The organism is Curtobacterium sp. 22159 (genome assembly GCF_052045775.1).
Classification (GTDB): Bacteria; Actinomycetota; Actinomycetes; order Actinomycetales; family Microbacteriaceae; genus Curtobacterium.
Map to the genome: position 1 here is coordinate 33,284 of NZ_JBQEPN010000008.1, position 19,928 is coordinate 53,211.

Genomic DNA, 19,928 nt, shown 5'->3' on the forward strand with positions numbered 1-19,928 from the left:
ATGCCGCTGTACCGAGACGAGTGCGTCGTGTTGCGCACCCACAAGCTCGGAGAAGCCGACCGCATCGTCACGATGCTGTCCCGGCAGCACGGCAAGATCCGTGCCGTCGCGAAGGGCGTCCGGCGCACGGCGTCGAAGTTCGGCTCCCGGCTCGAACCGTTCATGGTCGTGGACGCGCAGTTCTACGAGGGTCGCTCGCTCGACATCGTCACGCAGGCAGAGTCGCTCGGGTCGTACGGTGCACAGATCGTCGCCGACTACGGGGCGTACACCGCCGCGAGCGCCATGGTCGAGACCGCCGACCGGTTGAGCGAAGCGGACGCCGGACTCCAGCAGTACCTGCTGCTCGTCGGCGCGCTCCGGTCCCTGTCACGGCACGAACACGTGACCACGGCGACGCTCGACTCGTACCTGCTCCGGGCGATGAGCATCGCGGGGTGGGCGCCGTCGTTCCGTGACTGCGCGGTGACGGGGGAGCCCGGGCCGCACTCGGCGTTCGTCGTGCAGCTCGGCGGCGTCGTCGCAGACCGTGCAGCGCCTCCCGGCACGCCCCGGCTCGACCCGGCGACGCTGCACCTGCTCGGTGCGCTGCTCGCCGGTGACTGGCAGACGGTCGACGCGGCCGACGAACGGACGCGTTCCCGTGCGTCCGGCGTGGTCGCGGCGTACGCCCAGTGGCACCTGGAACGATCGCTCCGGTCGCTGCCGCACGTCGACCGCACCGAGCACCCCGCCCCGGTCGCCCCGACCCCCGGCGGTGTCCCCGCGGCCGTCGCCGCCACCCCCGCCCCGGCGGTGCCCACCGCGACGGCGGAGTCCCTCCCGTCCGACCCCGAAGGAACGTCTGCATGAGCCCACGTCGGTACGCCGAGTCCGAGCCCCTGCGGCCCGTCGACTGGACGGGCGAGCAGCCCCCGGCGATCCCGCGGCAGTTCGTGCCCGAACACGTCGCGATCGTGATGGACGGCAACGGCCGGTGGGCGAACCAGCGCGGACTCACCCGGGTCGAGGGGCACAAGGCGGGCGAGGCCTCGTTGCTCGACGTGGTCGCCGGTGCCGTCCAGATCGGCGTCAAGCACGTGTCGGCGTACGCGTTCTCGACGGAGAACTGGAAGCGTTCCCCGGACGAGGTCCGGTTCCTCATGGGCTTCAACCGCGAGGTCCTGCACCGCCGCCGCGACCAGCTGAACGCCTGGGGCGTGCGGATCCGCTGGGCCGGACGGCGCCCGAAGCTGTGGCGGAGCGTGATCGACGAGCTGCAGACGGCCGAGCGCATGACCGCCGACAACGACGTCTGCACGCTGACGATGTGCGTGAACTACGGCGGCCGGAACGAGATCGTCGATGCCGTCCGCGGGATGGCGGAGGACGTCGCTGCCGGGCGCCTCAAGCCGAGCCAGGTCACCGAGAAGGCCTTGGCGAAGCGTCTGTACGTGCCGGAACTGCCGGACGTCGACCTCTTCCTCCGGAGCTCCGGCGAGCAGCGCACGTCCAACTTCATGCTGTGGCAGTCGGCGTACGCCGAGATGGTGTTCCTCGACCGGCTCTGGCCGGACTTCCGCCGCACCGACCTGTGGGGAGCGATCGAGGAGTACGCGCGCCGCGATCGCCGGTACGGCGGGGCAGTGGACGCTCCCACGGTCTGACGGGCGGCGGCTTCTCCACAGGGGCCGAGCCGCGCCTCCCGGTCGGCCCGATCGCCGGTACGCTTGCCCGGTACGTTTCCGCACCGAGCACCCAGCTCGGCGACCTCTGGAGCACCCTTTGGCACAGCCCTCCCGTCTCGACAGCGTCATCGCCCTGGCCAAGCGCCGCGGCTTCGTCTTCCAGTCGGGCGAGATCTACGGAGGGTCCCGTTCCGCGTGGGACTACGGGCCCCTCGGCGTCGAGCTGAAGGAGAACATCAAGCGCCAGTGGTGGCAGCGGTTCGTCCGCGGCCGCGGGGACATGGTCGGACTCGACTCGGCCGTCATCCTGCCGCGCAAGGTGTGGGAAGCATCGGGACACGTCGCGACGTTCACCGACCCGCTGGTCGAGTGCCTGCACTGCCACCACCGCTTCCGTGAAGACCACCTGATCGAAGCGTTCACCGCCAAGAAGGACCGCGCGCCCGAGGGCGGCATGGCCGAGATCGCCTGCCCGAACTGCGGGACTCGCGGGCAGTGGACCGAGCCGCGTGAGTTCTCCGGCATGCTCAAGACCTACCTCGGGCCGGTCGAGTCGGAAGAGGGGCTGAACTTCCTCCGCCCCGAGACCGCGCAGGGCATCTTCGTCGACTTCGCGCAGGTCGTCACCACCAGCCGCATGAAGCCGCCGTTCGGCATCGGTCAGGTCGGCAAGGCGTTCCGCAACGAGATCACGCCCGGCAACTTCATCTTCCGCACGCGTGAGTTCGAGCAGATGGAGATCGAGTACTTCGTGCCGCCGGCGGACGCTGAGACGCACTACGAGCAGTGGATCGCCGACTCGGTCGCGTTCTACACCGACCTCGGCATCGACCCCGAGAACCTCCGCCGTTTCGACGTGCCGGACGGCGAGCGGGCGCACTACTCCGACGCCACCGCGGACATCGAGTACCGCTTCGGGTTCGCCGGCTCCGAGTGGGGCGAGCTCATGGGTGTCGCCAACCGCACCGACTTCGACCTCACGAACCACATCGAGGCGTCGGGGCAGGACCTCCGCTACTTCGACCAGGCCGCCAACGAGAAGTACGTGCCCTACGTGATCGAGCCGTCGTTCGGTCTGACGCGCGCGCTCATGGCGTTCCTGCTCGACTCCTACCACGAGGACGAAGCGCCGAACGCGAAGGGCGGCGTCGACAAGCGCACGGTCCTGCGGCTCGACCCGCGACTGGCTCCGGTGAAGGCGGCGGTCCTGCCGCTGTCCCGGAACGAGCAGCTCTCGCCGGTCGCCCGGGGCCTCGCCGACGACCTGCGGAAGTACTGGAACGTGGACTTCGACGACGCCGGTGCGATCGGCCGTCGCTACCGTCGCCACGACGAGATCGGCACGCCGTTCTGCATCACGGTGGACTTCGACACGCTCGAGGACAAGGCCGTCACGGTGCGAGAGCGGGACACGATGTCGCAGGAACGCGTCGCACTCGACCAGCTGCAGGGGTACCTGGCCGCGCGGCTGCTCGGCGCGTAGGCGGCGCCAGCGCGTCCGGCGCGACGCGGTCGCCTGCCCCGGAGCGGCGCGGTCGAACCAGCGAACCGACATCGAACCAGGGCACAGGCCCGGTTCGATGTCGGTTTCGTGGTTCGCACAGGAATAGCCCCGGGAACGCCGCGTTGCACCCACCATGAACGACTCTGTGAAGGTCGACGTCTGGTCGGACATCGCCTGCCCCTGGTGCTACATCGGCAAGCGGAAGTTCGAGGCCGGCGTCGCCGCGTTCTCCGCCACCGAGGACGCCCGCCCCGTCGAGGTCGAGTACCACTCCTTCGAGCTGAGCCCCGACACCCCCGTGGACTTCGAGGGCACCGAGGCGGAGTTCCTCTCGGGCCACAAGGGCATGCCCGTCGAGCAGGCCCAGCAGATGCTCGACCACGTCAGCGGCATCGCCGCGAGCGTCGGCCTCGACTACGACTTCGAGTCGATGCACCACACGAACACCGTGAAGGCCCACCAGGTCATCCACCTCGCGAAGCAGCAGGGCAAGCAGCTCGACATGGTCGAGCGACTCTTCACCGCCTACTTCGAGCGGGGCGAGCACGTCGGACAGGACGAGTCGCTCGCGGACCTGGCCGCCGAGGTCGGGCTCGACCGTGACGAGGTGCTCGCCACTCTCCGCGACGACGCGCAGCTCGCCGCGGTGCGCGCCGACCAGGCCCAGGCGCAGGCGTACGGCATCAACGGTGTCCCGTTCTTCGTCATCGACGGCAAGTACGGCGTGTCCGGTGCTCAGGACCCGACGGCGTTCGAGCAGGTGCTCACGCAGGTGGTCGCCCTCCGAGAGACCACGCCCGAGGAACTCGCGGAGGCGTCCCAGCGTGCCGCCGACGACGCGGCAGCGGATGCGGAGGCGACCCGATGACGGACCTCCGCCTCGATGGCCCGGCCGAGCCGCGCCTCCAATCCGACGAGGCCCCGGAGGCGCGACCCGGCCTGCTCACGCTCGTCACGCCCGGCGGCGCGCCGGTCTGTGAAGGCGACTCGTGCTTCGTGCCCGGTGCGGAGGGGGACTGGAGCGAGGTTCCCGACTGACGTCGGCGCGACCCGTCCGCTCGCTAGCGGACGGGTTCCTCGTCGGTGATGTCGGCGACCGTCGCGCCGTACGCGGCGACGAGTTCGTCGGCGTCGACGAAGGCGCTCGCCCCGTGACGGCCGGCACCGAGCGCGACCCGGCGGCCGCGGATGCGCTCGTCGGCGTACACCGGCAGGTCGCCCGTCGCGCCGATCGGCGTGATGGTGCCGCGCTCGTAGCCGGAGGCCTCGAGCGCCGTCGCTGCGTCGGGCATCGAGAGCTTGTTGACGCCGACCACGGAGCGGAGTTTCTTCCAAGCGATGCTGCGGCCACCTGGGACCAGGGCGAGCAGGAACCCGCCGTCGTGCCGCTTCACCACCAGGGTCTTGACGATGTCGCCGGGTTCGATGCCGAGCAGGCCGGCGGCTTCGTGGAGGGAGTCCGCCGCGGGGCGTTCCACGACGTCGACGTGGAGGCCGCGAGCGGTGGCGTCGGCGTCGAACCGGGTGATGGCATCGGTCGTCATGTGGAGAACGCTACCGGCGCGCACCGACGTGGGAGAATGGGACAGGTATGACGATCACAGACGCACCCGGAACGGCGACCCGTCCGGCGAAGCCCCTGCGCATCGGCCCGATCGAGGTCGACGTGCCGGTGGTGCTCGCACCAATGGCGGGCATCACGAACATGGCGTACCGCAGACTCTGTCGTGAGTACGGCGCCGGACTGTACGTCTGCGAGATGATCACCTCCCGGGCACTGGTCGAGCGCACGCCGGTGTCGATGCAGCTCATCCAGCACCACGAGTCCGAGACCCCGCGGTCGATCCAGCTCTACGGTGTCGAGCCGAACACGGTGGCCGAGGCGGCGACGATCCTCGTGGGTGAGGACCGTGCCGACCACATCGACCTCAACTTCGGGTGCCCGGTGCCGAAGGTCACGCGGAAGGGCGGGGGAGCGGCCCTGCCGTGGAAGCTCGACCTCTTCAAGGACCTCGTCACGAAGACCGTCCGTGCCGCCGGTGACGTCCCGGTCACGGTGAAGATGCGCAAGGGCATCGACGGCGACCACCTGACCTACCTCGACGCAGCCCGCATCGCGCGGGACGCCGGTGTCGCCGCGGTCTCGCTGCACGCCCGCACGGCGAACGAGCACTACTCCGGGCACGCCGACTGGTCGGCGATCGCGACGCTGAAGGAAGCGATCACGGACATCCCGGTGCTCGGCAACGGCGACATCTGGTCCGCCGCCGACGCGCTCCGCATGGTCGACGAGACCGGGTGCGACGGCGTGGTCGTCGGACGCGGGTGCCTCGGTCGCCCGTGGCTGTTCGGCGACCTCGCGGCGGCGTTCCGCGGCGAGGGGCTGCGCTACATGCCGTCCCTCGGCGAGGTCGCGGACGGGTTCCGCCGGCACGCCGAGCTCCTCGTCGAGTTCTTCGGCTCGGAGGACCAGGGCTGCCGTGACATCCGCAAGCACGTGGCCTGGTACTTCAAGGGGTACCCGATCGGCGGCGACGTCCGGTCCGGGCTCTCGATGGCGTCGACCCTGCAGGAGATCGACGACCTGCTCGGGCAACTCGACCGCGACGCCCCCTACCCGGGCGCCGACGCCGAAGGCCCGCGCGGACGTGCCGGCCACCCGAAGCGGACCGCGCTGCCGGACCGCTGGCTCGAGTCGCGCGACGTCGACGCCGAGTTCCGCAAGGTCCTCGCCGCCGCCGAGCTGCACCACAGCGGCGGATGAGCGCCACCGCATCGTACGGTCCGGCCGACGCCGAACGCTGGCTGCCCGAGACCCACGGCAACCGTCGCTCCGACTTCGCCCGCGACCGTGCACGACTGCTGCACTCGAGCGCGCTCCGACGTCTCGCCGCGAAGACCCAGGTGCTCAGCCCGACCACGGGGCTCGACTTCGCCCGCAACCGGTTGACGCACTCGCTCGAGGTCGCCCAGGTCGGCCGCGAGCTCGCCGACTCGCTCGGCCTCGACCCCGACGTGGTCGACACCGCCTGCCTCGCGCACGACATCGGCCACCCGCCGTTCGGGCACAACGGCGAGACCGCGGTGAACGCGTGGGCAACAGGCATCGGCGGGTTCGAGGGGAACGCGCAGACCCTGCGGCTCCTCACCCGGCTCGAACCGAAGGTCTACGGCGACGACGGTCGGGCCTACGGGCTGAACCTCACCCGCGCCTCGCTCGACGCCAGTTGCAAGTACCCGTGGCCGGCCGCCCAGGGCGTGTCCGAGGCATCCTCCGGTCGCACCAAGTTCGGGTTCTACGACGACGACCACGACGCCTTCGAGTGGCTCCGTGCCGGCGCTCCCCGCCGCCAGCGCTGCATCGAGGCCCAGGTGATGGACCTCTCGGACGACATCGCGTACTCGGTGCACGACTTCGAGGACGCCGTCGTCGCAGGGTTCATCGACGTCGCAGCGCTCGGCGATCGGGTGGGCGAGAACGACATCGTGAGCGCGATGCACGCCTGGGTCGGGGACGACCTCAGCCGTGACGAGCTGCTCGAGGCGTTCGACCGGCTCCGCTCGCTGCCGCTCTGGATGACCTCGTACGACGGATCTCGGCAAGACCTCGCCCGGTTGAAGAACCTCACGTCGCAGCTCATCGGCCGGTTCGCACGGACGGCGACGGCGGCGACGCGGCAGTCCTACGCCTCTGGGTCACTGGTCCGGTTCGCTGCGTCGGTGGTGACCCCGCCGGAGATCATCGGCGAGATCGCGGTCCTCAAGGGCATCGTCGCCGCGTTCGTGATGACGCAGGGCGACCGGCAGCCGGTGTACGAGGAGCAGCGTCGTGTCCTGACCGAACTGCTCGACGCCCTCGCCGCCAGCGGGAGCGCGGACCTCGAGCCGGGGTTCGCTGCGGACTGGCGTGCGGCGTCGGACGACGCCGGGCGGCTGCGGGCCGTGGTCGACCAGGTCGCGAGCCTGACCGACCAGGGGGCGCTCGCGTGGCACAAGCGGCTCGTCGTCGGCGACCGGGAGGCCGTCCACATCCCGGTCTGACCGGACCGCCCGATCGTTGCGCGCAGCGCCGGAGGGCAGCACGGCGGACCGCACGTACCCGGCAACACTCGGCGACACCGCGCACGACGACGAACGAGGCCCCGAGGCGGACGCGCGGTGCGGGACCACGGCGACCCGCGCCTCCAGGCTGCGCCGCCGCTCCACAGGAGGACTGCCGGCGGCGTCCGGCGTCGGTGCCAGGAACTAGGATCGAGGGGTGGCTGGGAGGATCGCGCGGAACGACATCGACGAGGTCCGCTCGCGTGTCAACATCGCGGACGTCGTCGGCGACTACGTGACCCTGAAGTCCGCCGGGGTGGGCTCGCTCAAGGGCCTCTGCCCCTTCCACGACGAGCGTTCGCCGTCGTTCCACGTCCGCCCGCAGGTCGGCCGGTACCACTGCTTCGGCTGCGGTGAGGACGGCGACGTCTTCGACTTCGTGATCAAGCAGGACCACACGACGTTCCAGGAAGCCGTCGAGCGGATGGCCGCGAAGATCGGCTTCACCCTCCACTACGAAGAGGGCGACGGGCCCCGCACGGACTACAACACCCGGGCGCGGCTCATCGCGGCGAACGAAGCGGCGCTGCAGTTCTACATCGCGCAGCTCACGACCGCCGCGGCCGAACCCGCACGCCAGTTCCTGGGGGAGCGCGGGTTCGACCCCGCCGCAGCGCAGCACTTCGGCGTGGGGTTCGCGCCGAAGTCGTACGACGCCCTCAAGGACCACCTGCGCGGTCGCGGTTTCACGATGGAGGAGATCATCTCCGCCGGACTCGTCAGCCAGGGCGACCGCTCTCCGTACGACCGGTTCCGTGGGCGACTCATGTGGCCGATCCGCGACGTCACCGGGGCGACCATCGGGTTCGGCGCCAGGCGGCTGCTGGACGACGACAAGGGCCCGAAGTACCTCAACACGCCCGAGACCCCGATCTACCACAAGAGCCAGGTGCTCTACGGCATCGACCTCGCCCGGCGTGAGATCTCGAAGCAGAAGCAGGTCGTGATCGTCGAGGGGTACACGGACGTCATGGCGTGCCACCTCGCGGGCATCACGACCGCGGTCGCGACGTGCGGCACCTCGTTCGGAGTCGACCACATCAAGGTGCTCCGGCCGATGCTCGGCGACCTGGCCGGTGCGGATCCGAACGCCAACGGCGAGGTCGTCTTCACCTTCGACCCCGACGAAGCCGGACAGCGTGCCGCGTCACGCGCCTTCGCCGAGGAACAGCGGTTCGCCGCGCAGACCTTCGTCGCCGTGGCGCCCGGCGGGCTCGACCCGTGTGACCTCCGCCTGGCGCGCGGCGACGACGCGATCCGCCGACTCGTCACGAACAAGCGCCCGATGTTCGAGTTCATGATCCGCCGGACGCTCGACGGGCACGACCTCGAGACCGTCGAGGGACGCGTCAGTGCGCTCCGAGCCGCAGCCCCGGTGCTCGCCGGCATCCGCGACCGCTCGCTCACGCAGGGCTACGTCCGCGAACTCGCCGGCTGGCTGGGGATGGACATCCCCGAGGTGCGCCGTGCTGTCGACAACGCCCGGCAACGCGCGGGCGTGGGCTCCGGTGGGCGTCACGACGACCACCGTCCAGGAGGCGCGGTGCCGGCAGCGCAGGCCGGCCCCGGTGGCGAGGCGGTCGCCCCTCCGGACGAGCCGGTCGCGGGGCTCCGGCTGCTGCCGAACGACCCGATCACCCGCATGGAGCGCGACGCCGTGATGGCGATGGTCCAGCAGCCCGGGCACGTCGGGGCACCGCTCCTCGGGCTCGCGGCGTCGGCGACGTTCTCGGCGCCGATGCTCTCGGTGGTGCGCGACGCCGTCGTGGCGAACGTCGACGCGGTGGGCGCGGGGAACTGGCTCGACCGGCTGTTGCAGGACGTGCCGGCGCCGTTCCGGGGTCTCGTGCAGGAGCTCGCGCTGGCACCCATCCCGGCCCGCACCGACGAGGACCTCGCGTTGTACGCGCGGAGCATCGTCGTGGCCCTGGTCGAGCGTGACCTGCTCGCACGCAAGGCCTCGCTCCTCGGGCAGCTGCAGCGGGCGGACCCGCACGAGCAGGCCGACCGTCGCGCCGAGATCCAGCGGCAGCTCGTCGACATCGACGCCCAGCGGATGCGCCTGCGGGCCGACGCCGAGGCCGCTTCCCAGGGCTGACCGCGCCACCCTCGGGCGCGAGGTGCTCGGCGCGCGTACCAGCGCCTGTCGGAGGTGGGGCGCGCCTCCTGGCCTGGCGTCAGTTCCGGTCGCAGGACATGCCGCGTGTGTGGCGTCGTGGTCGCACGACGTGCCGTCGGGCGACACCGGGCGCGGCATGTCGTGCGACCTGAACCCCCGCCGAACGCCGACCGGCGCGCCCACACGCGGCGTGCCGAGCGTGCAGGACACGCCGTGACGCCGACGCCGAGCGTGCACGAAGTGCCGTCGGGCGCCTCCGAGCGTGACGTATTTCGCCCGCTCGGCGCCCCCGATCCCGCCCCGTTGCACGACGCAACTTTCCTGCGCGACCCGCCGGCCGGTGCTGCACGAATCATGCGTCATGCGACGCTCTCGTGCATTACAGCGGTGTAAACAAATCGGCCCCGAGCCACGAACTTTCGTGACAGGGTGATAGCAATGAGCGTTCCTGGCCGGTCACACAGCGATCCATCGCCCGGCTCAGGACCCTTGCATTCATCACCGAGAGAGGCATCGGACATGGCATCCGTGACCAAGTGGGGCAAGCGCTACATCGCGCTCGGCGCCGGGGCAGCAGCGACGGCGCTGGTGCTCACCGGCTGCGCGGGCGGCAGCGTGAGCGACACCGACCTGAACGGCCTGAGCATCGGGACGACCGACACGATCACGTCGCTCGACCCGGCGGGCTCGTACGACAACGGCTCCTTCGCCGTGCAGAACCAGGTCTTCCCGTTCCTGATGAACACCCCCGTGGGCAGCCCGGACGTGAAGCCGGACATCGCCACGAAGGGCGAGTTCACGAACGACACCACCTACACGGTGACCCTCAAGAAGGGCCTGAAGTTCGCCAACGGGCACGACCTCACGTCGAGCGACGTGAAGTTCTCGTTCGACCGTGAGCTGAAGATCAACAACGAGAACGGCCCGCAGTCGCTGCTCGCGAACCTCAAGAGCATCGACACGCCGGACGACACCACGGTCGTGTTCCACCTCGACCACGCCGACCAGACCTGGCCGCAGGTGCTCTCCAGCCCGGCCGGCCCGATCGTCGACGAGCAGGTCTTCTCCGCCGACAAGCTCACCCCGGCGGCGGACATCGTCAAGGGCAAGGCGTTCGCCGGCCAGTACGAGATCACCTCGTACAAGGAGAACCAGCTCATCCAGTACAAGGTCAACAAGCAGTACGACGGCCTGCTGGGCAAGGCGAAGACGGACGAGGTGACGGCCAACTACTACACGAAGGAGACCGACCTCAAGCTCGCCGTGCAGAAGGGCGACGTCGACGTGGCGTACCGCTCGCTGACGCCGACGGACATCTCCGACCTCCGCAAGGACAAGTCGCTCAAGGTGACGGACGGCCCCGGCGGCGAGATCCGGTACGTCGTCTTCAACTTCAAGACGCAGCCGTTCGGTACCGGCCAGTCCGGTGCCGACGAGAAGAAGGCCCTCGCCGTGCGCCAGGCGGTCGCGGACGTCGTCGACCGTGCCGCGCTCGCGAAGGAGGTGTACGAGAACACGTACACCCCGCTGTACTCGATGGTCCCGGACGGCCTGACCGGCGCCGCGACCCCGTTCAAGACGATGTACGGCGACGGCAACGGCGCCCCGGACCTCGACAAGGCGAAGAAGACCCTCGCCGACGCCGGTGTCACGGGCAAGGTGCAGCTCGACATCCAGTACGCCCCGGACCACTACGGCTCGGCCTCGGACGACGAGTACGCGCTGCTCAAGACCCAGCTCGAGAAGTCCGGTCTGTTCGACGTGAACATCCAGTCGACGGTCTACACGACCTACGCGCAGGAGCGCACGAAGGACGCCTACCCGGAGTACCAGCTCGGTTGGTTCCCGGACTTCTCGGACGCGGACAACTACCTGTCGCCGTTCTTCACGAAGGAGAACTTCGTGCAGAACCACTACGACGACCCGGTGATCCAGGACCTCATCGCCAAGGAGCAGGCCGAGTCCGACCCGTCGAAGCGCGCCGACATCATCGAGCAGGCCCAGCAGCGTGAGGCCGAGCAGATCTCGACCCTCCCGCTCCTCCAGGGCAAGTCGGTCGCCGTCGCGAACAAGGACGTGAAGGGCCTCCAGCTCGACGCCTCCTTCAAGTTCCGGTACGCAACCCTCTCCAAGTAACACCGACCGCACCCAGGGGGCGTCCTCGCACAGGACGCCCCCTGGGCGCGTCACGCGAAAGGCATCACCTCCCCGTGACCCTCACCACGCCAGAGGCGATCGAGACCGAACCGACCAAACCCCAGGCACAGCGGCGTGCCGGCGGCGGTGGCGGCGGACTCGGCCGGTACGTCCTCGTCAGGTTCCTCCTCATCTTCCCGACCGTCTTCATCCTGGTGACGCTCGTGTTCTTCCTGATGCGCGTCATCGGGAACCCGATCACCGCGTCCGTCGGCGGACGTCTCACGCCGACGCAGCTGCAGGAACGCCTGCACGCGGCGGGGTACGACCGGCCGGTGCTCGTGCAGTACTTCGAGTACCTCGGCAACATCGTCCGCGGCGACTTCGGCACCACGTCGACCGATCACCGCCCGATCACCGACATCATCCTGCAGTACGGCGGCGCCACCGCGGAGCTCGTCTTCTACGCGCTCATCGTCGCCCTCGTGCTCGGCATCCCGCTCGGCATGCTCGCGGCCTACGTGCGCGACAAGTGGCCGGACGTCCTGTTCCGCGCGCTGGCGATCCTGACGTACGCCACGCCGGTGTTCTTCGGCGGTCTGCTGCTCAAGCTCGTGTTCTCGGTGTGGCTCGGCTGGCTCCCGCTCAGCGACCGGGCGTCGACCAGGGTGGAGCTCGTGCTCGATCGCATCCCGGGAGCGACGGGGATCTACATCATCGACGCCCTGCGGACCGGCAACGCCGAGATCATCACCGACGTGCTCCTGCACGCCGTGCTGCCGGCGCTGACGCTCGGCCTCCTCACGGCCGGCATCTTCCTGCGCCTGGTGCGCGCGAACATGATCGGCTCGCTCGGTTCCGAGTACGTCGACGCGGCGCGGTCGCGCGGCGTCCGGGAGGCGCGGCTCGTCCGGACGCAAGCGTTCCGTCCCGCCCTCGTGCCGATCATCACGGTGATGGGACTCCAGATCGCCATGCTCCTCGGCGGTTCCGTCCTCACCGAGACCACCTTCGGGTGGCGCGGGCTCGGCTTCGAGCTCAACCAGTACCTGTCGGCCCGCGACTTCGTCGCGGTCCAGGGCATCGTCGCGATGCTCGCGGTGATCGTCGCGGTGACGAACTTCGTCGTCGACGTCGTCGCCGCCCTCATCGACCCGAGAGTGAGGTTCTAGCAATGGTCGACACCTCCCTCGTCGACCGCCACGAGCCGCTGTGGAAGCGGCTGCCCGTGGTGGTGCAGCTCCGCAAGAGCACGGGCTGGCAGCGCGCCATGCTCGTCACCGGCGTGGTCATCTGCGCCCTGTACGTCGTCGTCGCGATCGCCGCGCCGCTCATCGCCCCGTACGGCTTCGGCCAGCTGCAGGGCGCCGACGGACACAACTTCCCGCGCACCGGCGAGCCGAGCTCCGCGCACATCTGGGGCACGACCGTCGGCGGCTTCGACGTGTTCAGCCGCGTCGTCTTCGGCGCTCGGACCGCGGTGCTCGTGGTGATCGTGGCCGTCGTGGTGTCGATCATCATCGGCGTGCTGCTCGGCATGGTCTCCGGCTACATCGGGGGCTGGCTCGACCGGATCCTCGTCGTGGTCGCGGACGCGATCTACGCGTTCCCGTCGCTGCTCCTCGCGATCGTCGTCTCGATCGTGATCTCGGGTGGCAACTCGAGCTACGCGGGCGGCATCGTCGCCGCGGCGATCTCGATCACGGTCGTGTACGTGCCGCAGTACTTCCGGGTCGTCCGCGCCGAGGCCGTCCGCCTGAAGAACGAGGCGTTCGTCGAGTCGGCGCGCGTGATGGGCACGAACCCGTGGCGCATCATGACCCGGCACGTGCTCCGGAACTCGACGCGCTCCCTGCCGCTGATCCTGACCCTCAACGCGAGCGACGCGATCCTGACGCTCGCGGGCCTCGGCTTCCTGGGCTTCGGCATCGGCCCGACCAGTGGCGCCGAGTGGGGCTACGACCTCAGCCGCGCGCTGTCCGACGTCGCGAGCGGCGTCTGGTGGACCGGTGTCTTCCCGGGCGTCGCGATCGTGGTGCTCGTGCTCGGCGTGACGTTCATCGGCGAGAGCCTCAACGACATCTCCGACCCCCGCCTGCGTGCGCGCCGGCGGCTGAAGCAGCTGGTCTCGCGCAAGCAGGCGACCAGCACGGAAGGGGCGACCGCATGAGCGACGCGACCGCAGGGCCGGGCGCATCCACGCGCCTCCAGGCCGGTGACACCACGACCGAACCGGTGGTCGTCGTCGACGACCTCACCGTGACCTTCGCGACCGACGGCGGCGCCGTCGACGCGGTGAAGGGCGTCAGCCTCGACGTCCGGCCCGGCGAGGTCCTCGCCCTCGTCGGCGAGTCCGGGTCCGGCAAGTCCGTCACGGCGCGGAGCATGCTCCGGCTCATGCCCGAGACGGCGACGCTCGGCGGTGCCGTCTACCTCGACGGCACGGACGTCGTCAGCGTCGGGTCGCAGAAGCTCCGCGAGCTCCGCGGCACCGCGGGCGCCATGGTCTTCCAGGAGCCGTCGACCGCGCTCAACCCGGTCTTCACCGTCGGGTGGCAGATCGCCGAGGGGCTCCGTGCGCACGGCGGCGTCTCGAAGAAGGAGGCCCGGGCGAAGGCGATCGACTACCTCCGCCGTGTGGGCATCCCCGACCCGGAGACCCGCGTCGACCACTACCCGCACCAGTTCTCCGGCGGGCAGAAGCAGCGTGTCGTCATCGCGAGTGCGCTCGCCCTCGAGCCGTCGGTGATCATCGCCGACGAGCCGACGACCGCCCTCGACGTGACGGTGCAGGCGGAGATCCTCGACCTGCTCCGCCGCTGCCGTGACGAGTTCGGCGCCGCGATCGTGATCATCACCCACAACATGGGCGTCGTCGCCGACCTGGCCGACCGGGTCGCCGTGATGTACCAGGGCGAGGTCGTCGAGGAGGCCCCGGTCGCCGAGCTGTTCGCGGCACCGCAGGCCGACTACACGAAGCGCCTGCTCGCCGCGGTGCCCCGGCTCGAGGCGTCGACCGGGACCGCGCGCCGCGCCGCGATCAGCACCGACGTCGAACCGCTCGTGAGCGCGAAGGGCCTGGAGATCGAGTACCCGGGTCGGCTCGGCTCGCACGCGTTCAAGGCCGTCAAGGGCGTGGACCTCGACATCCGGCCCGGCGAGGTCCTCGGACTCGTGGGGGAGTCCGGCTCCGGCAAGACCACCATCGGCCGGGCCATCGCCGGGCTGACGAAGGTCACGGGCGGCTCGCTGAACGTCCTCGGCACCGAGATGCTCGGGTACCGAGAGCGCGACTTCAAGCGGCACCGCAAGGACATCGGGTTCGTCTTCCAGGACCCGGCGACCTCGTTCAACCCGCTGCTCACCATCTCGGAGTGCGTGGCGGAACCGCTCGTCGTGCACGGCGAGGCGTCGAGCCCGCGGGCTGCCCGGAAGCGTGTCGGCGAGCTGCTCGAGGCCGTGCAGCTGCCCGCGTCCTACGGCGACCGGTACCCGCACGAGCTCTCCGGCGGCCAGCGCCAGCGCGCGTCGCTCGCCCGGTCGCTCGCGCTCCGGCCGAAGCTGCTCATCGCCGACGAGCCGACGAGCGCACTCGACGTCTCCGTCCAGGCGCGCGTGCTCGAGCTGTTCCTCGAACTGCAGCAGGACCTCGGGTTCGCGTCGCTGTTCATCAGCCACGACCTCGCGGTCGTCGGCGCGCTGAGCGACCGGATCGCCGTGCTCTACCGCGGCGACCTCGTCGAGACGGGGACGACCGCCGAGGTCCTCGGCGCGCCGCAGCACCCGTACACGCAGCGACTCCTCGCGTCGCTGCCGGTGCCGGACCCGGCGGAACAGGCCGAGCGACGGCGTACGCTGGTGGAACTGGAGAACGCCGGGTCCTGACCCGGCGTGACCAGCCTGGAGGCGCGGCCCGCGTCGACGACGGACGCCGCGCTTCCAGGCGGTCGCCTCCACCGCAGCACGCACGACGGCCGGTGGTCCCGGCTCGTCGCGGACCGCCGCCCGGGGGCGGCGTGGAAGGGGACCCATGATCGCGGTGAACGGACCGGCCGTCGTCGCTGACGACGTGTCGATCGAGTACCGGAGCGGACGGGGGACGGACGCGATCCGCGCGGTGGACGGCGTCAGCCTGACCGTCCGCCAGGGGGAGATCCTCGCGGTGCTCGGGGAGTCCGGGTCCGGCAAGTCGACGTTCGCCGCAGCGATCGCGGGGCAGCTCGGTGCCACGGGGGAGGGCGAGGGCGCCCACCGTCGTCACATCGTCGGCGGCGAGCTCACCGTCCTCGGGCAGAAGACGCGTGGGCTCCGGGCGACGTCCCGGAAGCTCGAACGGCTCAGCGGCCGCATCGGGTACCTGCCGCAGGACGGCGCGGACCGGCTCAGCCCCGACCTCACCGTGGGCGAGGCGATCGCCGAACCGATCTACGCCCGCGACCGCCGGTTCGACCGCAAGGAGGCGGGCCTCATCGTCGCGCGACTCGTCGACGCGGTGCACCTGCCGCTCGGCGTGATGCGCCTCAACACCTGGGAGCTCTCGAGCGGTCAGCGGCAGCGGGTCGCCCTGGCGCGTGCGCTCGTCCTCGAGCCGCAGCTCCTCGTCGCCGACGAACCCGCACGCGGCGTGGACGTCCTCGTGCGCCAGTCGGTGCTCGAAGCCCTCGCGAACCTGCAGCGGAACCGGCAGTTCTCCGCGGTGGTCGTGTCGAGCGACCTCCGCGAGGCCCGGGCCCTCGCCGACCGCGTGGCGATCATGGCCGAGAGCCGCCTCGTCGGCCTCGGCACCTTCGACGAGGTCCTCGACAACCCCGTCGACCCCTACGTCAAGACGCTCGCTGCGACGGCTGCACGGCCGGTGAAACGCCGCCAGCCGGCAGGCGCCACGCCCCGTCGGTCGACCGCGCCGCGTCGCCCGGTCGCCGCCGGCACCGGCCCCCGTTCGGAACGGCAGGAGAACGCGTGAGCGGCCGGACCGCCGAGGGCGGATCGACCGAGGTGCGAGCACCCCGCGGGCACCGCGCGGTCGTGACCGACGCCGGCGCGGCCCTGCCCGTCGCACCGCCGACCGCCGGACCCGTCGCGATCCTGCCCGCGGGAGGCGCGACCGCGCTCCACGAGGAAGCGGTCGCTGCGGCCGGCGGCACGGTGGCACCCCTCGGCCCGGACACGGCCGGCCTCGTCTGGCTCGACCCCCGCGACCCTGCCGGCCTCGCCGACGCGCTCGACGCCGCACCGTCCGTCGGGTGGGTCCAGCTGCCGTTCGCCGGGGTCGACGCGTTCGCCTCGTTGATCGCGTCGCACGGCGACCGGGTGCTGTTCACCTCCGCGAAGGGCGCGTACGCCGAGCCCGTCGCCGAGCACGCCCTGGCGCTCACGCTCGGCACGCTGCGGGTGCTGCAGAAGCGGGCGCGAGCACGCTCCTGGGCGACCGAGCCCGAGGGTGTCTCCCTGTACGGCCGGCACGTCGTCGTCATCGGCGCCGGCGGCATCGCCCAGGAGTACATCCGCCTGCTCGCCCCGTTCGAGGTCTCGGTGACCGTCGTCCGCCGTTCGGCCGACCCGGTCCCCGGAGCGAACCGCACGGTGACGACCGACGCGCTCGACGAGGTCCTGCCCGACGCCGACGTCGTGATGATCGCCGCGGCGATGACCTCGGGGACGTCGAAGCTCTTCGGCCGGCGTCAGTTCGCGCTCATGAAGCCGTCCGCACGCCTCGTGAACATCGCGCGCGGCGGACTCGTCGACACCGACGCGCTGGTGGACGCGCTCCGGGACGGATCGATCGCGGCGGCCGCGCTCGACGTCACCGATCCCGAGCCGCTCCCGGACGGCCACCCGCTGTGGGACGAGCCCGGGGCGATCATCACGCCGCACCAGGCGGACACCCCGGAGATGGTCGCGCCGTTGCTCGCGGAGCGCGTGCGGCGCAACGCCGCGGCGTTCCTCGGGGGAGCGGGCACCGGGTTCGTCGGCGTCGTCGATCCCGCAGCGGGGTACTGAGCGGGCGACCACGCCGGACGAGGCAGCGGCGCGCCCGGGATGCACGGCGGATGCGCGGGGCGCTGCCGGGTTGCTGCTATGCTGTTACCCGTTGTTCAGACGGCCTCGTCCGCTGAGCAGTGATCCTCGATAGCTCAATTGGCAGAGCAGCCGGCTGTTAACCGGCAGGTTGTTGGTTCGAGTCCAACTCGGGGAGCGTCAGGCCCTCATCGTCCGCGGTGGGGGCCTTCCGCGTTCCCGGTCGCGGTTCGCAGCGGACGCATGGGGAAAGGCTGTTAGCGTTCACAGGTGTCCACCGTGCGTCGAACCACCGCCCTGTGCGTGGTCCTCGCGGCCGCGATCGCCCTCGGCGGCTGCACCACGAGCGTGGGGACCGAGCCGGAGGACGCCTTCGATGAGGCGCCCACCACGGGGGTGTCCGCGTCCGGGACCTCCCCGATCGTCTTCGCGTTCGTGTGCGCCGACGGGGAGACCGGCCGGACCGAGACCTACACGACGTACTCGGCCGCCTGGCGGGACGACCGGACCGACTGCCGCGCCGAACGGATCACCGGCACCGAGATGTCGTCGCAGCAGCGTGCCGCGGTCGACGCCGCCGGCGGCGACGCCACGCTGGAGGAGCTGGCCGCCGGCTGCGCGGTGCGCGGGACCGGCCCGTGGGCTGGTGCGGTGCGGACGGCAGCGGGCGCACACGTCGCCGTGGGTCTCCTCGACTACTGCCCCGGCCACCCGGACGGTGACCGTCTGCGCCACGCGCTCGCTGCGTGGCGGAGCTGAGCCGCGCCTCCAGGACGACCGTCGTCCCGCCCGCGCCCTCAGCCCTCGGGGTGGTCGCGTCCGGGGAGCCAGGACTTGCCCGGGCCACCCCAACTGTTCTTCCGGATCGCCTTCGCGACCTGCTTGCCGTACGGGTGCACGAGTCGGTCGGCGTACAGCCACCCGTCCAGGTGGTCGTACTCGTGCTGGAAGATGCGGGCGAGCCAGCCGTCCGCCTCGACCTCGAACGGCTCGCCGTGCTCGTCGACGGCGCGGAGCAGCGCGCGGTGGGACCGTCGGAGCGGGAAGCGTTCGCCGGGTACGGAGAGGCAGCCCTCGGACTCCTCGTCCTCGTCGAGCTCCTCCACCGACTCCGGGACCGGGGGTGTGATCCACAGGACGGGGTTCACGGCGACGCCGCGGTGCAGGACGTCGGCGTCGTCCGTCCACGAGTAGACGAAGAGCCGCTTGCCGACGCCCACCTGCGGCCCGGCGAGGCCGACGCCGGGCGCCAGGTCCATCGTCTCGTACATGTCGGCGACCAGGGAACGGAGGTCGTCGTCGAACTCGGTGACCTCGGTCGCACGCTCGTGCAGGACGGGTTCGCCGGTGATGCGGATCGGGAGGACGGCCATTCACCCAGGTTATCCGGCGTGGGACGGTAGCCTCGACGCGTGACGACGGACCTGCAGCTCCCCGACGCCGTGAGCAACCTCACGCCGTTCCAGGCGCTGATGATCCCGGTCGCGTTGATCGGTGCGGTGTTCCTGTCGCTCGGCGCGCAGTTCCAGAGCCGGGGCGTGCAGCGGGTGGAGGCCCGGCTCGGTCGTCAGTCCAAGGGCCTCAGCGTCCGGCACGTGCTCGGGCTCGTCTCCAGCGGGTACTGGGTGCTGGGGACCCTGATGCTCGGCGTCGCCGTGGTCCTGCAGCTGGTCAGCATCACGTTCGCGCCGCTCATCGTCGTGCAGCCGCTCGGCGCCGTGGCACTCGTGATCACGACGTGGTTCTCCTCCCGCTCGACGGGCGTCCCGCTCGGACGGCAGGCACGCCGAGCCGTGTGGACGTGCATCATCGGTGTCGCGATCTTCGTCGGGATCGCGGCGTTCGTCGGACACGAGAGCGCGATCACCCGGCAGCAGCTGGTGACCGTGCTCGTCATCCTGGCGGTGGTGCTCGCCCTGGTGCTGGTCTCCTTCCGGTTCGTCGCGAAGCACCGCAACGCGCTCTACTACATCGTCGGCGCCGGGATCCTCTACGGCTTCGTCGCGACGCTGGCGAAGGTGACGCTGAACCGGTTCGTGAACCACACGTTCGACTGGCTGACGGTGCTCGCGATCGTCGGGGTGATCGTGGCGGCGTCGCTCGGCGGGTACTTCGTGCAGAACGCCTACTCCAGCGGTTCGGCCGACCTCGTCATCGCGGGACTCACGGTCATCGACCCGATCGTCGCGGTCGGCATCGGTGTGATCGTCCTCGACGAGGCGGCGGGCGCGCCGTTCATCGCCGTCGCCGGGTTCGTCGTCGCGGCGGCGATCGCGATCACCGGGGTGTTCCTGCTCGCCAAGCACCACCCGCAGGGTCGCGGCTGACCCGCGCGCCGGGCGCAGGGCGTCGGGCGTCGGCGGGTTGCGCTGGGCGTCGGCGG

General features: G+C 70.9%; 18 protein-coding genes, 1 tRNA gene and 1 pseudogene. 18 read left to right on the plus strand and 2 right to left on the minus strand.

All coding sequences use genetic code 11. The annotated features are described in order from the left end of the window. From recO to ACTJKO_RS10725, 5 genes are all read left to right on the plus strand, one after another. Entirely contained in the window at positions 1-852 is an 852-nt protein-coding gene (gene recO, locus ACTJKO_RS10705) for a DNA repair protein RecO (protein WP_440688472.1), read from the plus strand. Next, positions 849-1,646 (plus strand): isoprenyl transferase, encoded by a 798-nt coding sequence (locus ACTJKO_RS10710; protein WP_440688474.1) that lies wholly within the window; start codon positions 849-851, stop codon positions 1,644-1,646. The genes recO and ACTJKO_RS10710 overlap by 4 nt, the downstream gene beginning before the upstream one ends. Before the next feature lie 118 nt (positions 1,647-1,764). After that, on the plus strand, positions 1,765-3,150 hold the full coding sequence (locus tag ACTJKO_RS10715) for a glycine--tRNA ligase (RefSeq protein ID WP_440688476.1): 1,386 nt from the start codon (positions 1,765-1,767) through the stop codon (positions 3,148-3,150). A gap of 154 nt (positions 3,151-3,304) precedes the next feature. Next, on the plus strand, positions 3,305-4,039 hold the full coding sequence (locus ACTJKO_RS10720) for a DsbA family oxidoreductase (protein ID WP_440688478.1): 735 nt from the start codon (positions 3,305-3,307) through the stop codon (positions 4,037-4,039). Beyond that, positions 4,036-4,209 (plus strand): hypothetical protein, encoded by a 174-nt coding sequence (locus tag ACTJKO_RS10725; protein WP_440688480.1) that lies wholly within the window; start codon positions 4,036-4,038, stop codon positions 4,207-4,209. The genes ACTJKO_RS10720 and ACTJKO_RS10725 overlap by 4 nt, the downstream gene beginning before the upstream one ends. Before the next feature lie 23 nt (positions 4,210-4,232). On the opposite strand, the gene ACTJKO_RS10730 is transcribed toward ACTJKO_RS10725, so the two are convergent. Then, complete coding sequence (locus ACTJKO_RS10730; RefSeq protein ID WP_440688482.1) at positions 4,233-4,715, minus strand: aminoacyl-tRNA deacylase; 483 nt, start codon at positions 4,713-4,715, stop codon at positions 4,233-4,235. Between the two features lie 47 nt (positions 4,716-4,762). On the opposite strand from ACTJKO_RS10730, the gene dusB reads away from it, so the two are divergent. The 12 genes and pseudogenes from dusB to ACTJKO_RS10790 all read left to right on the plus strand — a co-directional run bounded on the left by dusB (position 4,763) and on the right by ACTJKO_RS10790 (position 18,304). Then, the gene (gene dusB / locus ACTJKO_RS10735; RefSeq protein ID WP_440688484.1) at positions 4,763-5,935 is read left to right on the plus strand and encodes a tRNA dihydrouridine synthase DusB; all 1,173 of its coding nucleotides are present in this window, start codon (positions 4,763-4,765) and stop codon (positions 5,933-5,935) included. Further along, on the plus strand, positions 5,932-7,212 hold the full coding sequence (locus ACTJKO_RS10740; RefSeq protein ID WP_440688486.1) for a deoxyguanosinetriphosphate triphosphohydrolase: 1,281 nt from the start codon (positions 5,932-5,934) through the stop codon (positions 7,210-7,212). Before dusB ends, ACTJKO_RS10740 begins: the two co-directional genes overlap by 4 nt. A gap of 217 nt (positions 7,213-7,429) precedes the next feature. After that, positions 7,430-9,370 carry a DNA primase gene (gene dnaG / locus ACTJKO_RS10745; RefSeq protein ID WP_440688488.1) on the plus strand — a complete coding sequence of 647 codons (1,941 nt, stop codon included), beginning with the start codon at positions 7,430-7,432 and terminating at the stop codon, positions 9,368-9,370. A 540-nt stretch (positions 9,371-9,910) separates the two neighbouring features. Beyond that, on the plus strand, positions 9,911-11,527 hold the full coding sequence (locus ACTJKO_RS10750) for an ABC transporter substrate-binding protein (protein ID WP_440688490.1): 1,617 nt from the start codon (positions 9,911-9,913) through the stop codon (positions 11,525-11,527). Between the two features lie 74 nt (positions 11,528-11,601). Continuing rightward, positions 11,602-11,898, plus strand: a pseudogene (locus tag ACTJKO_RS10755) (ABC transporter permease); the annotation flags it as partial. Between the two features lie 114 nt (positions 11,899-12,012). Next, positions 12,013-12,699 carry an ABC transporter permease gene (locus ACTJKO_RS10760; protein ID WP_440688735.1) on the plus strand — a complete coding sequence of 229 codons (687 nt, stop codon included), beginning with the start codon at positions 12,013-12,015 and terminating at the stop codon, positions 12,697-12,699. 2 nt (positions 12,700-12,701) lie between these two features. After that, complete coding sequence (locus ACTJKO_RS10765; protein WP_440688492.1) at positions 12,702-13,697, plus strand: ABC transporter permease; 996 nt, start codon at positions 12,702-12,704, stop codon at positions 13,695-13,697. Continuing rightward, complete coding sequence (locus ACTJKO_RS10770) at positions 13,694-15,412, plus strand: ABC transporter ATP-binding protein (protein ID WP_440688494.1); 1,719 nt, start codon at positions 13,694-13,696, stop codon at positions 15,410-15,412. Before ACTJKO_RS10765 ends, ACTJKO_RS10770 begins: the two co-directional genes overlap by 4 nt. A gap of 145 nt (positions 15,413-15,557) precedes the next feature. Then, the gene (locus tag ACTJKO_RS10775) at positions 15,558-16,490 is read left to right on the plus strand and encodes an ATP-binding cassette domain-containing protein (protein ID WP_440688496.1); all 933 of its coding nucleotides are present in this window, start codon (positions 15,558-15,560) and stop codon (positions 16,488-16,490) included. Continuing rightward, positions 16,487-17,527: a D-isomer specific 2-hydroxyacid dehydrogenase family protein gene (locus tag ACTJKO_RS10780; protein WP_440688498.1), complete on the plus strand. Its 1,041-nt coding sequence runs from the start codon at positions 16,487-16,489 to the stop codon at positions 17,525-17,527. The genes ACTJKO_RS10775 and ACTJKO_RS10780 overlap by 4 nt, the downstream gene beginning before the upstream one ends. 123 nt (positions 17,528-17,650) lie before the next feature. Beyond that, a tRNA-Asn gene (locus tag ACTJKO_RS10785) sits at positions 17,651-17,723 on the plus strand. Between the two features lie 101 nt (positions 17,724-17,824). Continuing rightward, positions 17,825-18,304: a hypothetical protein gene (locus ACTJKO_RS10790; protein WP_440688499.1), complete on the plus strand. Its 480-nt coding sequence runs from the start codon at positions 17,825-17,827 to the stop codon at positions 18,302-18,304. A gap of 38 nt (positions 18,305-18,342) precedes the next feature. On the opposite strand, the gene def is transcribed toward ACTJKO_RS10790, so the two are convergent. Beyond that, on the minus strand, positions 18,343-18,918 hold the full coding sequence (gene def, locus ACTJKO_RS10795) for a peptide deformylase (protein ID WP_440688501.1): 576 nt from the start codon (positions 18,916-18,918) through the stop codon (positions 18,343-18,345). Between the two features lie 39 nt (positions 18,919-18,957). On the opposite strand from def, the gene ACTJKO_RS10800 reads away from it, so the two are divergent. Further along, the gene (locus ACTJKO_RS10800) at positions 18,958-19,872 is read left to right on the plus strand and encodes a multidrug DMT transporter permease (protein WP_440688503.1); all 915 of its coding nucleotides are present in this window, start codon (positions 18,958-18,960) and stop codon (positions 19,870-19,872) included. Positions 19,873-19,928 lie beyond the last annotated feature (56 nt).